Origin of the sequence: Streptomyces fagopyri, assembly GCF_009498275.1 — a bacterium.
Lineage (GTDB): Bacteria > Actinomycetota > Actinomycetes > Streptomycetales > Streptomycetaceae > Streptomyces > Streptomyces fagopyri.
This window is the reverse complement of sequence record NZ_CP045643.1, coordinates 7,546,600-7,564,451: the sequence shown is the minus strand read 5'-3', so window position 1 is coordinate 7,564,451 and position 17,852 is coordinate 7,546,600. Positions and strand designations below refer to the sequence as shown.

16 protein-coding genes are annotated in these 17,852 nt (G+C 73.2%); 1 reads left to right on the top strand and 15 read right to left on the bottom strand.

Annotated elements, in window-relative coordinates; genetic code table 11:
- Positions 1-40: 40 nt before the first annotated feature.
- The 7 genes from GFH48_RS32750 to fmt all read right to left on the bottom strand — a co-directional run bounded on the left by GFH48_RS32750 (position 41) and on the right by fmt (position 7,662).
- Positions 41-1,483: a GuaB1 family IMP dehydrogenase-related protein gene (locus GFH48_RS32750; RefSeq protein WP_194280908.1), complete on the bottom strand. Its 1,443-nt coding sequence runs from the start codon at positions 1,481-1,483 to the stop codon at positions 41-43.
- A gap of 106 nt (positions 1,484-1,589) precedes the next feature.
- Entirely contained in the window at positions 1,590-1,967 is a 378-nt protein-coding gene (locus GFH48_RS32745) for a barstar family protein (protein WP_153291694.1), read from the bottom strand.
- Positions 1,964-2,386 carry a ribonuclease domain-containing protein gene (locus GFH48_RS32740; protein ID WP_153291693.1) on the bottom strand — a complete coding sequence of 141 codons (423 nt, stop codon included), beginning with the start codon at positions 2,384-2,386 and terminating at the stop codon, positions 1,964-1,966. Before GFH48_RS32740 ends, GFH48_RS32745 begins: the two co-directional genes overlap by 4 nt.
- A 145-nt stretch (positions 2,387-2,531) precedes the next feature.
- Positions 2,532-3,575 carry a sugar-binding transcriptional regulator gene (locus tag GFH48_RS32735; protein ID WP_153291692.1) on the bottom strand — a complete coding sequence of 348 codons (1,044 nt, stop codon included), beginning with the start codon at positions 3,573-3,575 and terminating at the stop codon, positions 2,532-2,534.
- A 78-nt stretch (positions 3,576-3,653) separates the two neighbouring features.
- Complete coding sequence (gene rpe, locus GFH48_RS32730; RefSeq protein ID WP_153291691.1) at positions 3,654-4,340, bottom strand: ribulose-phosphate 3-epimerase; 687 nt, start codon at positions 4,338-4,340, stop codon at positions 3,654-3,656.
- 248 nt (positions 4,341-4,588) lie between these two features.
- Positions 4,589-6,022, bottom strand: coding sequence for an RsmB/NOP family class I SAM-dependent RNA methyltransferase (locus tag GFH48_RS32725; protein ID WP_153291690.1), 1,434 nt, complete (start codon positions 6,020-6,022; stop codon positions 4,589-4,591).
- 707 nt (positions 6,023-6,729) lie between these two features.
- Positions 6,730-7,662, bottom strand: coding sequence for a methionyl-tRNA formyltransferase (gene fmt, locus GFH48_RS32720; protein WP_153291689.1), 933 nt, complete (start codon positions 7,660-7,662; stop codon positions 6,730-6,732).
- A 531-nt stretch (positions 7,663-8,193) separates the two neighbouring features.
- Here fmt and GFH48_RS32715 point away from each other — a divergent pair.
- Positions 8,194-8,742, top strand: a complete 549-nt coding sequence (locus tag GFH48_RS32715; protein ID WP_153291688.1) for a hypothetical protein — start codon at positions 8,194-8,196, stop codon at positions 8,740-8,742.
- A gap of 77 nt (positions 8,743-8,819) precedes the next feature.
- Here GFH48_RS32715 and GFH48_RS32710 read toward each other — a convergent pair whose 3' ends face one another.
- The 8 genes from GFH48_RS32710 to GFH48_RS32675 form a co-directional block, all read right to left on the bottom strand.
- Entirely contained in the window at positions 8,820-10,967 is a 2,148-nt protein-coding gene (locus GFH48_RS32710) for a primosomal protein N' (RefSeq protein ID WP_153291687.1), read from the bottom strand.
- A 525-nt stretch (positions 10,968-11,492) separates the two neighbouring features.
- On the bottom strand, positions 11,493-12,701 hold the full coding sequence (metK, locus tag GFH48_RS32705) for a methionine adenosyltransferase (RefSeq protein WP_153291686.1): 1,209 nt from the start codon (positions 12,699-12,701) through the stop codon (positions 11,493-11,495).
- A gap of 241 nt (positions 12,702-12,942) precedes the next feature.
- Entirely contained in the window at positions 12,943-14,145 is a 1,203-nt protein-coding gene (gene coaBC / locus GFH48_RS32700) for a bifunctional phosphopantothenoylcysteine decarboxylase/phosphopantothenate--cysteine ligase CoaBC (RefSeq protein WP_153291685.1), read from the bottom strand.
- 114 nt (positions 14,146-14,259) lie between these two features.
- On the bottom strand, positions 14,260-14,532 hold the full coding sequence (gene rpoZ, locus GFH48_RS32695; protein WP_030620214.1) for a DNA-directed RNA polymerase subunit omega: 273 nt from the start codon (positions 14,530-14,532) through the stop codon (positions 14,260-14,262).
- Between the two features lie 37 nt (positions 14,533-14,569).
- Positions 14,570-15,127 (bottom strand): guanylate kinase, encoded by a 558-nt coding sequence (gene gmk / locus GFH48_RS32690; protein ID WP_153291684.1) that lies wholly within the window; start codon positions 15,125-15,127, stop codon positions 14,570-14,572.
- A gap of 37 nt (positions 15,128-15,164) precedes the next feature.
- A complete protein-coding gene (locus tag GFH48_RS32685) occupies positions 15,165-15,488 on the bottom strand; it encodes an integration host factor (protein ID WP_016638838.1) in 324 nt (107 codons plus the stop codon).
- Between the two features lie 365 nt (positions 15,489-15,853).
- The gene (pyrF, locus tag GFH48_RS32680) at positions 15,854-16,696 is read right to left on the bottom strand and encodes an orotidine-5'-phosphate decarboxylase (protein ID WP_153291683.1); all 843 of its coding nucleotides are present in this window, start codon (positions 16,694-16,696) and stop codon (positions 15,854-15,856) included.
- The gene (locus GFH48_RS32675; protein ID WP_153291682.1) at positions 16,693-17,799 is read right to left on the bottom strand and encodes a quinone-dependent dihydroorotate dehydrogenase; all 1,107 of its coding nucleotides are present in this window, start codon (positions 17,797-17,799) and stop codon (positions 16,693-16,695) included. Before GFH48_RS32675 ends, pyrF begins: the two co-directional genes overlap by 4 nt.
- Positions 17,800-17,852: the final 53 nt, after the last annotated feature.

The following is a 17,852-nucleotide window of genomic DNA, read 5'->3' as shown; positions in this document are numbered from 1 at the left end:
GGCCGTCCGGAAGGGGCGCAAGGGCGCGGCAGGGGGCCGGTCAGCTCCAGCTGGCGTGCAGCGGCTTGCCCTCGGCGTATCCGGCGGCGCTCTGGATACCGACGACGGCCTTCTCGCTGAACTCCTCCAGCGAGTTGGCTCCGGCGTAGGTGCAGGAGGAACGGACGCCCGCGATGATCGAGTCGATCAGGTCCTCGACGCCCGGACGGGCCGGGTCGAGGAACATCCGCGAGGTGGAGATGCCCTCCTCGAACAGGGCCTTGCGGGCGCGGTCGTACGCCGACTCCTCGCTGGTGCGGTTGCGGACCGCGCGGGCGGAGGCCATGCCGAACGACTCCTTGTACAGGCGCCCGTCGGCGTCCTGCTGGAGGTCGCCCGGAGACTCGTACGTCCCGGCGAACCAGGAGCCGATCATGACGTTGGACGCGCCCGCGGCCAGTGCCATGGCGACGTCGCGCGGGTGACGGACCCCGCCGTCGGCCCACACGTGCTTGCCGTACTTCCTGGCCTCGGCGGCGCACTCCAGGACGGCCGAGAACTGGGGCCGGCCGACGCCGGTCATCATCCGGGTGGTGCACATGGCGCCGGGGCCGACACCCACCTTGATGATGTCCGCGCCCGCCTCGACGAGGTCCTTGACGCCCTCGGCGGCGACGATGTTGCCCGCCGCGATCGGGACGTGCGGGTCGAGCGCGCGCACGGTCCTGATCGCGCTGATCATCGACTCCTGGTGGCCGTGGGCCGTGTCGATGACGAGGGTGTCGACGCCCGCGTCGAGGAGCTGCTTGGCCTTGCCCGCGACGTCACCGTTGATGCCGACGGCGGCGGCGATGCGCAGCCTGCCGTTGGCGTCGGTGGCCGGGCTGTAGAGCGTGGCGCGCAGCGCGCCCTTGCGGGTGAGGATGCCGGCGAGCCTGCCGTCCCGGTCGACGGCGGGGGCGTAGCGGCGGTTGGCCCCGTCCAGCTTGTTGAACGCCTCGCGCGGATCGATGCCGGAGTCGAGCAGCAGCAGGTCCCGGGACATGACCTCGGAGAGCTGGGTGAAGCGGTCCACGCCGGTCAGGTCGGTGTCGGTGACCACGCCGACCGGGCGGCCGTCCCCGTCCACGACGACACCCGCGTTGTGCGCGCGCTTGGGCAGCAGCGCGAGGGCGTCGGCGACGGTCTGGTGGGGGGCGAGGACGATCGGGGTGTCGAGCACCAGGTGGCGTCCCTTGACCCAGGTGACGACCTCGGTGACGACCTCGATCGGGATGTCCTGCGGGATGACGACGAGGCCGCCGCGGCGGGCGACGGTCTCGGCCATCCGGCGCCCGGCGATGGCGGTCATGTTGGCCACGACCAGCGGGATCGTGGTGCCCGTCCCGTCCGGGGCGGCGAGGTCCACGCCCTGCCGGGAGCCGACCGCGGAGCGGCTGGGCACCATGAAGACGTCGTCGTACGTCAGGTCGTACGGAGGCTGGATGTCGTTGAGGAAACGCACGTGCTGCACATCCCGGTCGATCAGAGGTGGCCCCCGGACAGGTCAGCCAGGGGGAGAGCACGTACCTCATTGTCCCATGACGGTCCTGGTGGGATGCCCAGACACATCATCCAGGCCGGACGGTGGAACCGTCGTCGGATCCTCCAAGAGCGAGGACGACCTGGAGCGATCCCTCGGTGCCCCGCCCTCGGTCGGTGGCCTCGGCGAACACCTCCTGCGCGATGCCCCAGTCCCGCGGCTCCGCCTGAGCGAAGTCCCGCCAGCCGGTGACCACGAGCAGCCGTCCACGGGCGGGCGGGGCCCAGGACAGGTCTCCGAGGCAGTCGGCGAGGGCGTCCCAGTTCCGCCCGAACCAGTCGGGCAGGTCGAGGGCGCGGGCGCAGCGGTCCATGAACGCGGGTTTGCCGGTGACCCCGGTGAGGTCGAGCCGGACATGGGCCCAGCCTGCGGCGGTCAGGACGTCCGCGAGGGTTGCGCCGGTCATCTCAACACCGCCCGGAAGGACTCGTAATGATCATCGGTGTAGTAGATCTCACCGGCCTGCCCGGTGACAATGCGCCGGGCTCCCCGGTCCCGTTCGCCGGGCGTCCGGACGGTGTACTCGTGGTAGTAGCCACGCTGGTGGAGCGGCAGCATCCGCTCGAAGTTGCCGAAGACGACGCCGTCCCTGGCGTACGGGAAGGGGCCGCCGCCGTCGATGAGGGCGAGGGTCGCGCGTGCCTCGGCGGGGAGCCGGGCCTCCCGCACGGTGCCCATGCCCCGGGCCCAGCCGGGCGCCGCGGAGACGCCGGGGGCGGTGTCCGCCGGGGAGGCGGACGGGGCTGCGGAGGAGCACCCCGTGAGCAGGGCCGCCAGGCAGAGGAGGAGACCCGCGACGAGCCGGGGCACGGACCGCGACAGCATGGCGTCGATGCTGCCACGGCCGGCCGGGCGCGGCGCTCGTAAGGGGCCCGGTGAGCCCCTCACGAGCCCTCTGCCGTCCCTGGGGCGCGGCAGAGCACCCGAGGGCGCGCGGCGCGGCCCGAGGGCGCCGTGAGCCCGCGTGGGGTCACGGCCCGTCCGGGTCCTGGCGGGTCAGCGCCGGGCGCGGTGCCGGGCCCGCCGTCATCAGGTAGTCCGCGGCCGAGGTGTCCGTCACCAGGCTGGTGACGAGCCCGGAGCGCAGCACGGCGTCGATCGCGGCCGCCTTGCGCTGTCCGCCCGCGATCGCGACGACCTCGGGGATACGGCGCAGCCGGTCGGTCTCGACGGTGATGCACCGCTCGCCCAGGTCCCGGCCGACCCGCCGGCCCTCGGAGTCGAACAGGTGCGCGGACATCTCGGCGGCGACGCCGAGGGACGCGTAGTGGGCGCGCTCCTCGTCGCTGAGCATGTCGTGCACCGTCGAGATGCCGGGCTCCCAGGAGCCGATCGAGACACAGGCGACGGTGACCTTGTCGAAGTACTCGAAGGCCCGCGCGATCCCCGTCTGGTTGCGCAGCGCGGCCGCGGTCGCCGCGTCGGGCAGCAGCATCGGCGCGTAGATGGGGTGCGCGTCCCCGCCCGACACCTGGGCGGCGCGGCGCACCGCCTCCACCGAGCCGCGTTCGGCGGTCCCGGCGTCGTACACCCCCGTCAGCTGCACCACCGTGCACGGCGGGAGCCGGTCGAGGGCCGCGGCCATGTGGATGGTGGAGCGGCCCCAGGCGAGACCGAGGACATCGCCCTCGTTGACGAGCTCACCGAGCAGGTCGGCGGCCACCTCTCCGAGGTTCTCGGGGTCGGGCGACTCCTCGGCGTCGGCCGGGGACTCGACCACGACGGCGTGCCTGAGGCCGTAGCGGGCGCGCAGCGCGTCGGAGCGCTCCGCGTCCAGCTCCGCCGGCACCCGGATCTCGATCCGCACGAGATCCCGTTCGAGAGCGGTCTCCAGGACCCTGGCCACCTTGAAGCGGCTGACGCCGAACTCCTCGGCGATCTGGATCTTGGATTTGCCCTCGAGGTAGAAGCGGCGGGCCATGGCCGCCGCCTGGACCAGCTCAGCGGGTCCCATCCGCATGGCTGACCGGCCCGCCGACATACCCGACACGGCGCTCTCCTCACTGCTGTTCACACTCTGGATTCGCCGTCCATCCTTGCAGATCCGGCGTACTTGATCAGCCCAGATGGGCGGCGTTCACGTTCCCTTGGTTCAGTGGTCGCACGCCCACGCCGCATGAGCCGTCGCCTCCTGCGCCTGGGTGCGCAATGCACGTACCGCCTGGGCCGGGTCCGATGCGCCGTAGACCGCAGATCCGGCGACGAAAACGTCCGCGCCCGCCTCCGCGCACCGCTCGATGGTGGAGGCCGAGACCCCGCCGTCGACCTGGAGCCAGAGTTCGAGTCCGTGCTTGCTGATCAGCTCACGGGTGCGGCGGATCTTCGGAAGCATGATGTCCAGGAACGCCTGGCCCCCGAAACCCGGCTCCACCGTCATGATCAGCAGCATGTCGAGCTCGGGCAGCAGGTCCTCGTACGGCTCGATGGGGGTCGCGGGCTTGAGCGCCATGGAGGCGCGGGCGCCCTTGGCCCGGATCTCGCGGGCGAGCCGTACCGGGGCGGCGGCGGCCTCCACGTGGAAGGTGACGGAACCCGCCCCCGCCTCCACGTACTGGGGCGCCCACCGATCGACGTCCTCGATCATCAGATGGCAGTCGAGCGGCGTGTCCGTGGCGCGGGCCAGGGATTCCACGACCGGCACCCCGAGCGTGAGGTTCGGTACGAAATGGTTGTCCATGACGTCGACATGGAGCCAGTCCGCCCCTTCCACCGCCCGTGCCTCCTCGGCAAGACGGGCGAAGTCGGCGGAGAGAATGCTGGGGTTGATCTGCACGGCCATGCCCCAAGACTGCCATGCCCGGCACCGGTTGCTCTCCCCGGTCCGTGACGGGGCCGCCGCGAGGACGCCGCCCGGTGGTCCGTCATGCCGTGCCGGGGAGCCCGCGGGTGCCGTCCGTACCGACCACCTGACCGCCCGCCGGTCCCGTCCGTACCGACCACGAGGCCGCCCGCCGGTTCCGCCCCGCCAAGGCCGCGGAGGTGCCCTGACCATGGTGGGGCGGGGCGCCGGGGGTCAGCGGGCGCGGCTCAGGCGGTCCGCCTGATCAGCGCCAGATACATCGCGTCCGTCCCGTGCAGGTGCGGCCACAGCTGGACGTCGGGGCCGTCGCCCAGCGCCGGTACGTCCTGGAGCAGCGGACGGGCGTCGAGCAGTTCGGCGGAGCCGTTCTCGTAGTGCTTGAGCACGTCGTCCACGACGGCGCGGGTCTCCGCGAGGTGCGGCGAGCAGGTCGCGTATCCGACGACTCCGCCGACCCGCACGGAGTCGAGCGCGGTGCGCAGCAGCCCGCGCTGCAACGGCGCGAACGCGTCGAGGTCCTCCGGGCGGCGCCGCCAGCGCGCCTCGGGACGGCGTCGCAGGGCGCCGAGGCCGGTGCAGGGGACGTCCATGAGTACGCGGTCGAACGTGCCGGGGCGCCACGGCGGACGGGTGCCGTCGGCGGCGATGACCTGGTACGGCCCGGGGTTGCCGGCCAGCGCCTTGGCGACGAGGCCGGCCCGGTGCGGCTGCTTCTCCGAGGCGAGCAGCACGGCGCCGCGCTCCGCGGCGAGCCCGGCGAGCATGGCCGCCTTGCCGCCGGGGCCCGCGCAGCCGTCCAGCCACGCCTTGTCGGGTCCGTCGAGCGGGGCGTTCGCGAGGGCCAGGGCCACCAGCTGGCTGCCCTCGTCCTGGACCCCCGCACGGCCCTCCCGTACGGCGTCGATGGCACCCGGCTCACCGCCCTCGCTGAGCCGCACGGCGTACGGCGACCAGCGCCCCGGAAGGGCGGACTCCTCCCCCAGCGCGCCGAGGAGTTCGCCGGCCGTGGAGCGGCCGGGCCGGGCGACGAGGGTCACCTCGGGCCGCTCGTTGTCGGCCTCCAGCAGGTCCTCGATCCCGGCCCGGCCGCCGCCGAGCGAGTCCCACAGCGCGGAGACGACCCAGCGCGGATGCGAGTGCACGACGGCCAGGTGGTCCTCGGGGTCGTCGTCGTAGGGCGGCGCGACCTGTTCCAGCCAGCCGTCGAGATCGTGCCGCGCGACCTTGCGCAGCACGGCGTTGACGAACTTGGCGCGCCCGTCGCCGAGCACGACGCGCGCCAGCTCGACCGAGGCGGACACCGCGGCGTGCGTCGGGATGCGGGTCCCGAGCAGCTGGTGGACACCGAGGCTGAGGACGTCCAGCACCGGCGGGTCGACCTCGCGCAGCGGACGGTCGACACAGGCGGAGATGACGGCGTCGTACGTGCCCTGCCGGCGCAGCGTCCCGTACACGAGTTCGGTCGCCAGTGCCGCGTCCCGCCCGTCGAAGTCGCCCTTCGCCCGCGCCTTGCGGAGCAGCGGGGGCAGGACGAGGTTGGCGTACGCGTCCCGCTCGTCCACGGCCCGCAACGCCTCGAAGGCGAGGAAGCGGACCGGGTCCTTCTGGGGGCGGCGGTAGGGCTTGCCGGGCTTGCTCGGCCGACGCGGCTGCTCACTCACGAAAAAGGTGCTCCGGATCCAGGAAAAAGGTGCGTCCATCAGCGTACGCCGCGCGCCGGACCCCCGCGCCGGGCGGACCGGCACTCCGCACGACCGGGGCCGCGGAAGCCCGGGGGCGGCCGCCCCGGGCGGACCGGCACCTCTTGCAACGCGGCCCGTGCGAGGGCCGGGCCCGTGCGAGGGCCGGGCCCGTGCGAGGGCCGGGCGCATGGGAGGGCCGGGCGCATGGGACCGCCGGGTCGGCCGGACAGGGCGGGCGGGACGCCGAATACTGGCGGGCCGGGCAGCCCCGGCCGTACGACACCACGGCGACCCGGCGGGGTGGCCGAGTCGGGCGAGCCCGGTCCGGGGCGCGCCCAGGCGCAGGCCCGGCCGAGCAGGCGCACGACGGCCCCGGCGGCGCACCCCGAGCCACGCGGCGCCGCGACCGGACCCTAGGCGGGGTCGAACCCCGCTGCGACGGCGACCCCGGTAGGGCGAACAGTCCCCGGTGCGACGACCAGGTCGCGGGGCGGTGCGGAGGCCGACCCTCCGTACGGAGCCCGTCCGTACGACGCCCAGGCCCTGGTGCGATACCGGTCCCCGGCACGACGACCGATCCCCGGTCCGGCCGCCGGACCCCGTGCGGTGCCGGACCGGACCCCGGTCCGGCCGCCGGACCCCGTGCGGTGCCGGACCGGACCCCGGTCCGGTGGATCCGGCACGGCTCAGACCCCGAGCGCCTCTCCGGAGGAGATCCGCACGCCACGCGCCCAGTCCGCGGCGCGCATCGGCTTCTTGCCCTGGGCCTGGACCCAGAGCAGTTCGACGGCGTACGAACCGGTTCCGACGTACACGTTGTTCTTGGCGACGGACAGCTCGCCCGGCGCCAGATCGGTGCGCTCGGGCACCGGCGCGGCGTGCACGAGCTTGAGCCGCTCGCCGCGGAAGACGGTCCAGGCACCGGGTGCGGGGGTGCATCCGCGGACCACCCGGTCCACGCGCAGCCCCGGCGCGGACCAGTCGACGTGGGCGTTCTCGACGGAGATCTTCGGTGCCAGGGTGACACCGTCGGCCGGCTGCGGTACCGCCTTGAGGGTGCCGTCCTCAATGCCGTCCATGGTCGCGAGGAGCAGCCCGGAACCGGCGAAGGCCAGCCGCGTCAGCAGGTCCCCGCTGGTGTCGGTGGGCCGGACCTCCTCGGTGACGGTCCCGTACACGGGCCCCGAGTCGAGCCCCTCCTCGATGAGGAAGGTGGACGCGCCGGTGATCTCGTCGCCCGCCATCACCGCGTGCTGCACCGGGGCGGCTCCTCGCCAGGCCGGCAGCAGCGAGAAGTGCAGGTTGACCCAGCCGTGGGCGGGGACGTCGAGGGCGACCCGGGGCAGCAGCGCCCCGTAGGCCACCACGGGGCAGCAGTCGGGGCCGATCTCCCGCAGGCGCGCCAGGAACTCCTCGTCCCGCGGCTTGACCGGCTTCAGCACCTCGATCCCTGCCTCCGCCGCGCGCTCGGCGACCGGGCTCGCGACGAGCCGTCGTCCCCGCCCGGCGGGCGCGTCGGGCCGCGTGACGACGGCGGCCACCTCGTGCCGCCCGGAGGCGATCAAGGCGTCCAGAGCGGGAACGGCGACCTCGGGGGTACCTGCGAAGACGAGCTTCATGGGTGGCGGTTGGCCTCTCGGGCGGGAACTCTTCAGACCCCGCGAGCACGCCGGCGGGGCCGAGGTACGGGGCAGCGCACCAGTCTATGCGTCAACGTCCGCGCGCCGCGGGGGCACCGGACCCGGGGCTGCCCGGACGTCCCGTCACCACACCCACACCGCGCGGACGACCCGGCACCACGACCGCACCCCGCCGTCAACCCGGCACCCGGGCCCCCACCATCCGGACATCCACCGACCGGCGCCGACTCCGACACCCGTATCGCGGGAGCCCGCACCGCCGGCAGCCCCGTCCCGTACCGCCCCGCCCTGTACGGCCCAGGCCCCGGCCAGAGCGCGACGGGCCGCGATCCCCGCCGCACGGGCCGTGCACACCGGGGGCGTACGCCCCCCGACGCGCCCTCTGCATATGCCCCTACGCCCCCGCAGCGTGACCACTCACCCGGAAACGCGTTGGTCAAGAGAGAGTTGACCACCACGGGCCGTGATCGCGGCCCGATCCTTTTCAACGCCGGTTCGAGAGGCTTGTTCATGGCCGACCACGCAACCCACGACGCCCAGGCTCGGGCCAGCCTGCACTTGCTGGTGCGGGACATCGAGCGGGTCCGCCGGCAGGTGGACGCACTGCGCACGCTCACCGCCCAGCTGGGCAACGTCTACCGCCCGCGCCGCTCCGGCCCCGCCACGGGCTTCGTCGTCTACGGGCGCGCCCCCGCCCCGACCGTCCGCCTCGCCCAGGAGCTGCGCGACAGCGTCGAGACGCTGGTCACGGCCGCCGTGGACTTCGACCGCTCGCTGGGCTTCTCGTGGGACGCGGTGGGCTCGGCGCTCGGGGTCACCAAGCAGGCGGTGCACCGCCGGTACGGCGCCCGTCGCGCCGCCGCCCAGGCCGCCGCCGAGGCCGAGCGCGCCACGGAGCCGTCGAGCACCGGCGCCCGCACGGTCGCGGTCACCACCGGCGTCCCCGCGGTGCCGACGGTCCCCGCCGCCCGCTCCATGCCGACACAGCCGACAGCGGGCAGCCCCACACTCCGCGAAGAGGTGCGGCCCACCGCTTTCCCGGGCCCGCGCAACGGCTGAGCCCTGCTCCCCCGCCCCTCCCGTTCCGCCCTGCCTCCCGGCGCCGCCGCCCCGGGAGGCAGTTCCCCGCCCAGCCGTCACCCGATGTCCGGCGGATCGATCCGGATCCGTACGGGCTCACTCCCCCCACGCGCCATCCGTGCCGCCTGCGCGGCTTTCAGCGCGGCCGCCAGCGCGGCGCCGCTCCCCGGGGGTACCCGGACGAGCGCGCGCTCCCAGCGCTCCCCCGCGGGCGGCGCCCCCACCCGCCGCGGTCGCCCGGCATCGGTGACGGGCAGCGGAACCGGCCCCAACACCTCGGCGTCGCCCGGCAGTTCGACCACGGCGAGAAACGCGGCGAGCGCCTCCGCGGTACCCGAGACCGCCGCCATCCGTGACACCGGCGGAAATCCCAGCTCGGCCCGCTCGGCGAGCTCACGCACCGCGTGCCCGACGGGGTCCCACCGTACGAGCGCCTGCACGGGACGCAGGGTCGGCTCAGCGACGACGACCACGGTGCCGCCCGCCCCCTGCCCGCGCACCAGCGCCGAGGCCCCGATCCAGCGCCGCAGCGCCTCCTCACCGGCCCGCAGATCGGGTCGCGACAGCATCGCCCAGCCGTCGAGCAGCAGTGCCGCCGCGTACCCGCCCTCCGCGACGGGTTCGGCGCCGGGCGTGGACACGACCAGCGCGGGTGCCCCCGGCACGGTGTCCAGCACCTGCTCGCGCCCCGACGTCCGGACCGGCACCGCCGGGAAGGCGCGCCCCAGCTCCTCGGCGGTCCGGCGGGCGCCCACGACCTGCGCCCGCAGCCGGAAACCACCGCACTCGGGGCAGTGCCAGGCCGCCTCGTCCCGCCCGCACCACGCGCACCGCAGCGCGTCGGCGTCCCGCGCCTCCAGCGGGCCGGCGCAGTGCCGGCAGCGGGCCGGAGCCCGGCACTGCGCGCAGGCCATCCGCGGTACGTAACCGCGCCGCGGCACCTGCACCAGCACCGGCCCGTGCCGCAGCCCCTCCCTGACCACCTGCCAGGCCAGCGTGGGCAGACGGGCGGCCCGTGCCGCCTCGTCCCGTGCGAGATCCCCGTCCCCCACGGTCCGTACGAGCGGCGCGCTCGCCCTCACCCGGTCGCGCCCGGCGACCAGCGGCAGCGCCCAGCCGCTCTCGACCAGCTGCGCGGCCTCGACCGTGCAGCCCCAGCTCCCCAGCAGGAAAGCGCAGGTGTCATGGGCTGCCCGCAGCAGCAGCACCTCCCGCGCGTGCGGCTGGGGGGCGTGCGGCTCGCTGTGGCTGCCGTCCCCGTCGTCCCAGAGAACGACCAGCCCGAGATCCCGCACCGGCGCGAACATGGCGGCCCGGGTCCCCACCACGGCCCGTACCGACCCGCGCCGCACGGCGAGCCACTCCCGGTAGCGCTTCTCGGGTCCGGCCTCGGCCGTGAGGACCGCGTGCCGCCCCTCCCCCAGCAACGAGGTCAGCGCCGCGTCCACACGGGAGACGGTCCGGCCGTCCGGCACGACGACGAGCGCGCCGCGTCCCGAGGCGAGCGTCGCGCCCACCGCCCGCGCCAGCTCCTCGGCCCATTCGGGCCCCGGCAGCGCGTTCCACACCGCCCGCGGTGAGCCGCCGCGGGCGAGCGACTCCACGAAGGCCGCCCCTCGCGCGTACCGCGTCCAGGACTCCGCCGCGGGTGCGGCGGGAGCGGGCAGGGGCGCCGGAGAGGGCTTCCCCTCGGCTCGCGCGTTGCGAGGCGGCACGGCGAGCTGCAGTACGTCGGCGAGGCTGCCCGCGTACCGGTCCGCGACCGCCCGGGCCAGTCCCAGCAGTTCGGGGCCGAGGACCGGTTCGGGGGACACCACCTGGGCCAGCGCGGCGAGCGGTCCCGCGTAGTCGGACTCCGCCAGCCGCTCGACGAGGAAACCGTCGATCAGGCCCCCGCCCTCGCGCCGCCCGTCCCGCACCCGGTGCCGCCCGGCCCCGAACCGCACGCGGACCCGGACGCCGGGCTGCGCCTCGGCGTCGAGCTCCTCGGGCACGGCATAGTCGAAGTACCGGTCCAGATGCAGTACGCCCTTGTCGACGAGCACACGCGCGACGGGCAGCTCCTTGGCGAGCGCGGCGCCGCGCCAGGTCCGCGGCTTCGCCTTCGGTGCCCTGGCCTGCCGTACGCCCTCACGGATCAGCGCGAGCTGTTCGGGCGGCGCACCCTGTGCGCCGTCCTCTCCTCGCCCGTCCGCGCTGCTCACAGCTGTATTCCTACCAGACCGCACTGACACCGCCGCCCGCCCGGGATCGTCCCGGCCGCGGACCGCGAACGGCCCGGTGCCGGGCTCGCGCCTTCGCGCGGTCCGAGCGGCGAGAAGGAGAGGCGGGAAGGGGCGGCGGCGTCGGTTCTCCCGAGATCCAGGCGGCAGCGGCTGATGTCGCGTCCAGTTTCACCGCACGCCCCAGGGGCGCGCTCCGCCGAAGTAGCCGCGGCCATCGCACCGGGAGGCCCTCAGCGTACGAAAGGCCGGCGGCGCACGCCACGCGTTTTCCGGCCCGGCGTGGCCCGTCACCGGCGGGAGCGGCACCGAGGGGTCGCGGGGCCCGAACCGGCGCCGCGAGCAGGACCGGCGCCGCGAGCAGACGAGCGGGCCGGAACCACGCGCGCGGCAGGACCGACGCGCGCGCCGGGAACCGGGGAACCCAGGACCCCAGGAGCAACGACGAGGCCCGGCACCCCCTCGGGGGCACCGGGCCTCGTCAAGACGCGGCGAGCCGTGTGCGCTCTACAGGCCGACGGCCCTGCGCAGCGCGTCCACTCGGTCCGTGCGCTCCCACGTGAAGTCGGGAAGCTCACGGCCGAAGTGACCGTACGCGGCCGTCTGGGAGTAGATCGGGCGCAGCAGGTCGAGGTCGCGGATGATGGCCGCCGGGCGGAGGTCGAAGACCTCGGTGATGGCGGTCTCGATCTTCTCCGCGTCGACCTTCGCGGTGCCGAAGGTCTCGACGAAGAGACCGACGGGCTCGGCCTTGCCGATGGCGTAGGCGACCTGGACCTCGCAGCGCGAGGCGAGGCCCGCGGCGACGACGTTCTTGGCGACCCAGCGCATCGCGTACGCGGCGGACCGGTCGACCTTGGACGGGTCCTTGCCGGAGAACGCGCCGCCGCCGTGGCGGGCCATGCCGCCGTACGTGTCGATGATGATCTTGCGGCCGGTCAGGCCGGCGTCGCCCATCGGGCCGCCGATCTCGAAACGGCCGGTCGGGTTGACCAGCAGCCGGTAGCCCTCGGTCTCCAGCTTGATGCCGTCGTCGAGGAGGGCCTTGAGCTCCGGCTCCACGACGAACTCGCGGATGTCGGGGGCGAGCAGCGAATCGAGGTCGATGTCACTCGCGTGCTGCGAGGAAACCACGACCGTGTCCAGACGGACCGCCTTGTCGCCGTCGTACTCGATGGTGACCTGGGTCTTGCCGTCGGGGCGCAGGTACGGGATGGTCCCGTTCTTGCGGACCTCGGACAGGCGGCGGGAGAGCCGGTGCGCGAGGTGGATCGGGAGCGGCATCAGGTTCGGGGTCTCGTCCGTGGCGTACCCGAACATCAGGCCCTGGTCGCCCGCCCCCTGCCGGTCCAGCTCGTCGTCGTCGCCCTCGACCCGGTTCTCGTACGCCGTGTCGACGCCCTGCGCGATGTCCGGGGACTGGGAGCCGATCGACACCGAGACACCGCACGAGGCGCCGTCGAAGCCCTTCTTCGACGAGTCGTAGCCGATCTCCAGGATCTTGTCCCGGACCAGCTGGGCGATCGGCGCGTACGCCTTGGTCGTGACCTCTCCGGCCACGTGCACCAGGCCGGTCGTGATCAACGTCTCCACGGCGACCCGGGACGTCGGGTCCTCCCGCAGAAGCGCGTCGAGAATGGTGTCGCTGATCTGGTCAGCGATCTTGTCGGGGTGACCCTCGGTCACGGACTCCGAGGTGAACAGGCGACGGGACACAACGCTCCCTGTGGTTGCAGCGGCTGCTGGCTGATCATTGGCGGACGGGACGGGAGCTGCGCCCGGCATCGTCCGTGAACAGTTTATCGGTCGTGCCCGCCGACAGGCCCCCCTGTCTCGCTTCTCGGAAGCCCTGTGACCTGCGGCACGGGCATTCTGCGCCACGGAGATCGCTCTCCACCAGGGTCACCGCGAGAGAATTTCGCGCGGACGAAGGCGCCCGTTGGGGTGACGGGAGCCGTCACGGCAGGCGGCGTGTCACCAGATCCCACACCGTCTCGGCCAGGGCTTCCTTGGGTCCGTACGGCACCGCGGTCTCACTGCCGTCGGTGCCCAGCACCACGGCCTCGTTCTCCTCGGAACCGAAGGTCCTGCGCTCCCCCACCTCGTTCACCACGAGGAGATCGCACCCCTTGCGCTCCAGTTTCGCGCGGCCGTTCGCGAGGACGTCGTCCGTCTCGGCGGCGAAACCGACGACGACCTGGCCGGGGCGCGGACGGTCGGCCGAGATCTCGGCGAGGATGTCCGGATTACGGACCAGGACGATCGGCTCCGGTTCCTGGCCGTCCTTCTTCTTGATCTTCCCCGACGCGTACGCGGCGGGACGGAAGTCCGCCACGGCCGCCGCCATCACCACGGCGTCGGCGTCCTGGGTCGCCTTGAGCACCGCCTCGCGCAGCTGGACGGCCGTACCGACCCGCACGATGTCCACGCCCGCCGGGTCCGGCAGTCCGGTGTTCGCGGCGATCAGGGTCACCCGGGCCCCGCGCGCGGCCGCGGTGCGGGCGAGGGCGTACCCCTGCTTGCCGGAGGAACGGTTGCCGAGGAAGCGGACGGGGTCGAGCGGCTCGCGGGTGCCGCCTGCGCTGACGACGACGTGGCGGCCGGCGAGGTCGGGCTCGCGCACGCCTCGCGCCAGCACCCGGCGGCAGACCTCGAAGATCTCCGCGGGGTCGGGCAGCCGGCCCTTGCCGGTGTCCACACCGGTCAGACGGCCCACCGCGGGCTCGATGACGACGGCGCCGCGGCGGCGGAGCGTCGCCACGTTCTCCTGGGTGGCCGGGTGCTCCCACATCTCGGTGTGCATGGCGGGCGCGAAGACGACCGGGCAGCGGGCGGTGAGCAGCGTGTTGGTGAGGAGGTCGTCGGCGAGGCCGTGGGCGGCCTTGGCGAGCATGTCGGCCGTCGCGGGAGCCACCACGACCAGGTCCGCGTGCTGTCCGATGCGTACGTGCGGGACCTCGTGGACGTCCGACCAGACCTCGGTGGAGACGGGGTGGCCGGAAAGCGCGGACCAGGTGGCGGCGCCCACGAAGTGCAGGGCGGACGCGGTCGGCACGACCCGCACGTCATGTCCCGACTCCGTCAGCCTGCGCAGCAGCTCGCACGCCTTGTACGCGGCGATCCCGCCGCTGACCCCCAGCACGACCTTCGGCTTGTCCACCGGGCCTCCCCACTCTCGACACGCGTACGCCCCTGCTCGCGGGCGTACGACTCCATGACACACCACGGGCCCGGCAGTCGTACTGCCGGGCCCGGGATGAAGTGAAGCGGCGGACTACTGCGCGGGGCCGTCGACGGCCTCGGACGTCAGCAGACCCGCGTTGATCTCGCGCAGGGCGATGGAGAGCGGCTTCTCGTGGACGTGGGTGTCGACGAGCGGACCGACGTACTCGAGGAGGCCCTCGCCGAGCTGCGAGTAGTACGCGTTGATCTGGCGGGCGCGCTTGGCCGCGTAGATCACGAGGCTGTACTTCGAGTCGGTGGCCTCGAGGAGCTCGTCGATCGGAGGGTTGATGATGCCCTCGGGAGCGGTGATGGAAGAGGACACGCTCTGCCTTCCGAAAGGTGGAAATTGACCTGGAATATCAAACAACTTCGAGCAAGGCTAGCAGCTCACGCGCCACGTCCTCGACGGAGGTGTTGACCAGGGTGACGTCGAACTCCGGCTCGGCCGCCAGTTCGATCTTGGCCGCCTCCAGGCGGCGTGCGATCACCTCGGGCGGTTCGGTGCCCCGCCCGGTGAGCCTGCGCACCAGCTCCTCCCAGGAGGGCGGAGCCAGGAACACGAGCAGCGCCTCGGGCATGGACTCGCGGACCTGCCGGGCGCCCTGGAGGTCGATCTCCAGGAGGACGGGCACACCCGTCTCCAGGTGTTCGAGGACCGCCGCGCGGGGGGTCCCGTAGCGGTTGCCGGCGAAATCGGCCCACTCCAGGAGCTCGCCATTGGCGATCAGCTTGTCCATCTCCTCGTCCGAGACGAAGAAGTAGTGGACCCCGTGCTTCTCACCGGGGCGTGGCTTGCGGGTCGTCGCCGACACCGAGAGCCAGGCCTCGGGGTGTTCCTTGCGCATATGAGCGACGACCGTGCTCTTGCCGACCCCTGAGGGACCGGAGAGCACGGTCAGCCGCGGACGTTCACTCATGCGGCGATTATTCCAGCAATCCCGGAGTGCCCAGGACTCAGGCGCCGGAACCGCCGAACTCACGCTCCAAGGAGGCGATCTGGTTCGAGCCGAGACCGCGCACGCGGCGGCTCTCGGAGATCCCGAGTCGCTCCATGATCTGCTTGGCGCGGACCTTGCCCACGCCCGGCAGGGACTCCAGGAGAGCGGAGACCTTCATCTTGCCGATGACGTCGTTCTCCTGGCCCTGCTTGATGACCTCGTGAAGGGAGGCGCCGGAGTGCTTGAGTCGATTCTTGACCTCGGCCCGCTCCCGGCGAGCCGCGGCGGCCTTTTCGAGCGCGGCTGCGCGCTGTTCAGGGGTAAGGGGCGGAAGAGCCACGCCTACGTCACCTCGGATGTCGAACTGTCGGATACGGACCGGTGAGGAACCTAGTCGCCCCACACCTGGGGAGCTGCGAGCAACACGCTTGCCCGTTCTCCCCCATTACCTAGAGGGCGTGGGAGGTGCCCCCACTCGACGGAGACTAGCGGGCAAGTCCGCCAGAGTCAGCGAGAACAGCGGAAAAGTCCTGGTCAGCCTCCCTGGAGCCAGGCATTTGCGACATACTGCCCAGGATTTGAGGATGTATTCAGACTCGGGCCGCTCAGGACGCGGTCACCGGAGGACTGCCGGAGGCCCTCCGGGCACCCGCGCGAGGTCGGCGCGAGGTCCCGAAGGCCCCGATAGGACCCGGAAAGGGCGGCTCAGGCGGCCTCGACCGCGGCCCTGATCTCCTCCGCGAAGCGGTCCGCGGACTCCCGCAGCGCGAGAACGTCGGGACCGTGACGAAGAACACCCCGGCTCACGTTCGGGACGACGTTGCGCACCGCCGCTCCGAAGACTCCCGCGAGATCGGCCGCGGTGGCCCCCTGGGCGCCGATCCCCGGCGCCAGGAGCGGCCCGTTGATGTCCAGGTCGTAGGAGGAGAGATCGCCCAGGGTGGCGCCGACGACCGCGCCGAAGGACCCCAGGGGCGTCTGCGCGGCGTTCTCGGCGGCGAGATGGGCCAGCATGGTCGCCCCGACGGTACGGCCGTCCCCGCGGACCGCGTGCTGCACCTCGCCGCCCTCCGGGTTGGAGGTGAGGGCGAGCACGAAGAGCCCGGCGCCGTTCTCGCGCGCCAGCTCCACCGCGGGCCTGAGCGAGCCGTAGCCCAGGTAGGGCGACACCGTGAGCGCGTCGGAGAACAGCGGCGCGTCCTTGCCCAGGAAGGTCTCCGCGTAGGCGGCCATGGTCGAACCGATGTCGCCGCGCTTGGCGTCCATGACGACCAGCGCCCCGGCCTCCCGCGCCTCCTCGACCGACTTCTCCAGGACGGCGATCCCGCGCGAGCCGAACCGCTCGAAGAACGCGCTCTGCGGCTTGAGGACCGCGACCCGCCCGGCCAGCGCCTCGACGACGGTGCGGCTGAAGCGCTCCAGTCCGGCGACGTCGTCGCTCAGGCCCCAGTCGGCGAGCAGGGAGGCGTGCGGGTCGATGCCGACGCACAGGGGACCGCGCTCGTCCATGGCGCGGCGCAGGCGTGCTCCGAAGGGTTCCGGGCTCATACGGGCTTCCTCACGTCGGCGCCGACCGCGTCGGCGAGGGTGGCGTACGGGCTCGTACGCAGGCGTGCGGCCAGGCCCTTGTGGATCGCGCGGCCCCAGAAGGGACCCTCGTAGACGAAGGCGCTGTACCCCTGGACCAGCGTGGCGCCGGCCAGGATGCGCTGCCAGGCGTCCTCGGCGTTCTCGATGCCGCCCACGCCCACCAGGGTGATCCGGTCGCCCACGCGCGCGTAGAGGCGGCCCAGCACCTCCAGGGAGCGTGCCTTCAGGGGCGCGCCGGAGAGTCCGCCGGTCTCCTCGACGAGGGAGGGTACGGACTTCAGACCGAGTCCCTCGCGCGCGATGGTGGTGTTCGTGGCGATGATCCCGTCCAGGCCGAGCTCGACGGCGAGGTCGGCGACCGCGTCGATGTCCTCGTCGGCGAGGTCGGGGGCGATCTTGACGAGGAGCGGGACACGCCGGTCGGTGACGGCACGGTCGGCGGCCTCGCGCACGGCGCTGAGCAGGGGCCGCAGCACCTCCGTGGCCTGGAGGTCGCGCAGTCCCGGGGTGTTCGGGGACGACACGTTCACGACGAGGTAGTCGGCGTGCCGGGCGAGGCGCTCGGTGGACTTGACGTAGTCACCGACGGCGTCCGCCTCGGGGACCGTCTTGGTCTTGCCGATGTTGACGCCCACGACGGTCCTGAAGACGGGCGTACGGGCCGCCAGGCGCTCGGAGACGGCCGCGGAGCCCTCGTTGTTGAACCCCATGCGGTTGATCAGCGCGCGGTCCGGCACGAGGCGGAACAGCCGCTTCTTGGGGTTGCCGGGCTGCGGCTCCCCGGTGACCGTGCCGATCTCGACGTGGTCGAAGCCCAGCATCGACATCCCGTCGATGGCGACGGCGTTCTTGTCGAAGCCGGCCGCGAGCCCGAAGGGGCCGTGCATGCGCAGCCCGAACGCCTCGGTGCGCAGCTCCTCGAAGCGGGGGGCGAGCGCGGCGGCGACGAAGGTGCGCAAGGCGGGTACCCGGGCGGCGAGCCGGATCCAGCGGAAGGCGAGGTGATGGGCCCGCTCGGGGTCCATCCGCCTGAAGACGAGGTTGAAGAAGATCTTGTACATGTGTCCTCACGAAGACGTGGGGCCCTCACGAGGAGGGGGACACCGTTTCCGGT

What these genes read in the sequence shown, in the direction of transcription:
- rpe (WP_153291691.1), bottom strand. Translation starts at nt 4,340, where the DNA reads ATGGCCGTGCAGATCAACCCCAGCATTCTCTCCGCCGACTTCGCCCGT.
- gmk (WP_153291684.1), bottom strand. Translation starts at nt 15,127, where the DNA reads ATGAGTGAACGTCCGCGGCTGACCGTGCTCTCCGGTCCCTCAGGGGTC.
- GFH48_RS32715 (WP_153291688.1), top strand. Translation starts at nt 8,194, where the DNA reads ATGGCCGACCACGCAACCCACGACGCCCAGGCTCGGGCCAGCCTGCAC.
- fmt (WP_153291689.1), bottom strand. Translation starts at nt 7,662, where the DNA reads ATGAAGCTCGTCTTCGCAGGTACCCCCGAGGTCGCCGTTCCCGCTCTG.
- GFH48_RS32675 (WP_153291682.1), bottom strand. Translation starts at nt 17,799, where the DNA reads ATGTACAAGATCTTCTTCAACCTCGTCTTCAGGCGGATGGACCCCGAG.
- pyrF (WP_153291683.1), bottom strand. Translation starts at nt 16,696, where the DNA reads ATGAGCCCGGAACCCTTCGGAGCACGCCTGCGCCGCGCCATGGACGAG.
- GFH48_RS32740 (WP_153291693.1), bottom strand. Translation starts at nt 2,386, where the DNA reads ATGCTGTCGCGGTCCGTGCCCCGGCTCGTCGCGGGTCTCCTCCTCTGC.
- GFH48_RS32745 (WP_153291694.1), bottom strand. Translation starts at nt 1,967, where the DNA reads ATGACCGGCGCAACCCTCGCGGACGTCCTGACCGCCGCAGGCTGGGCC.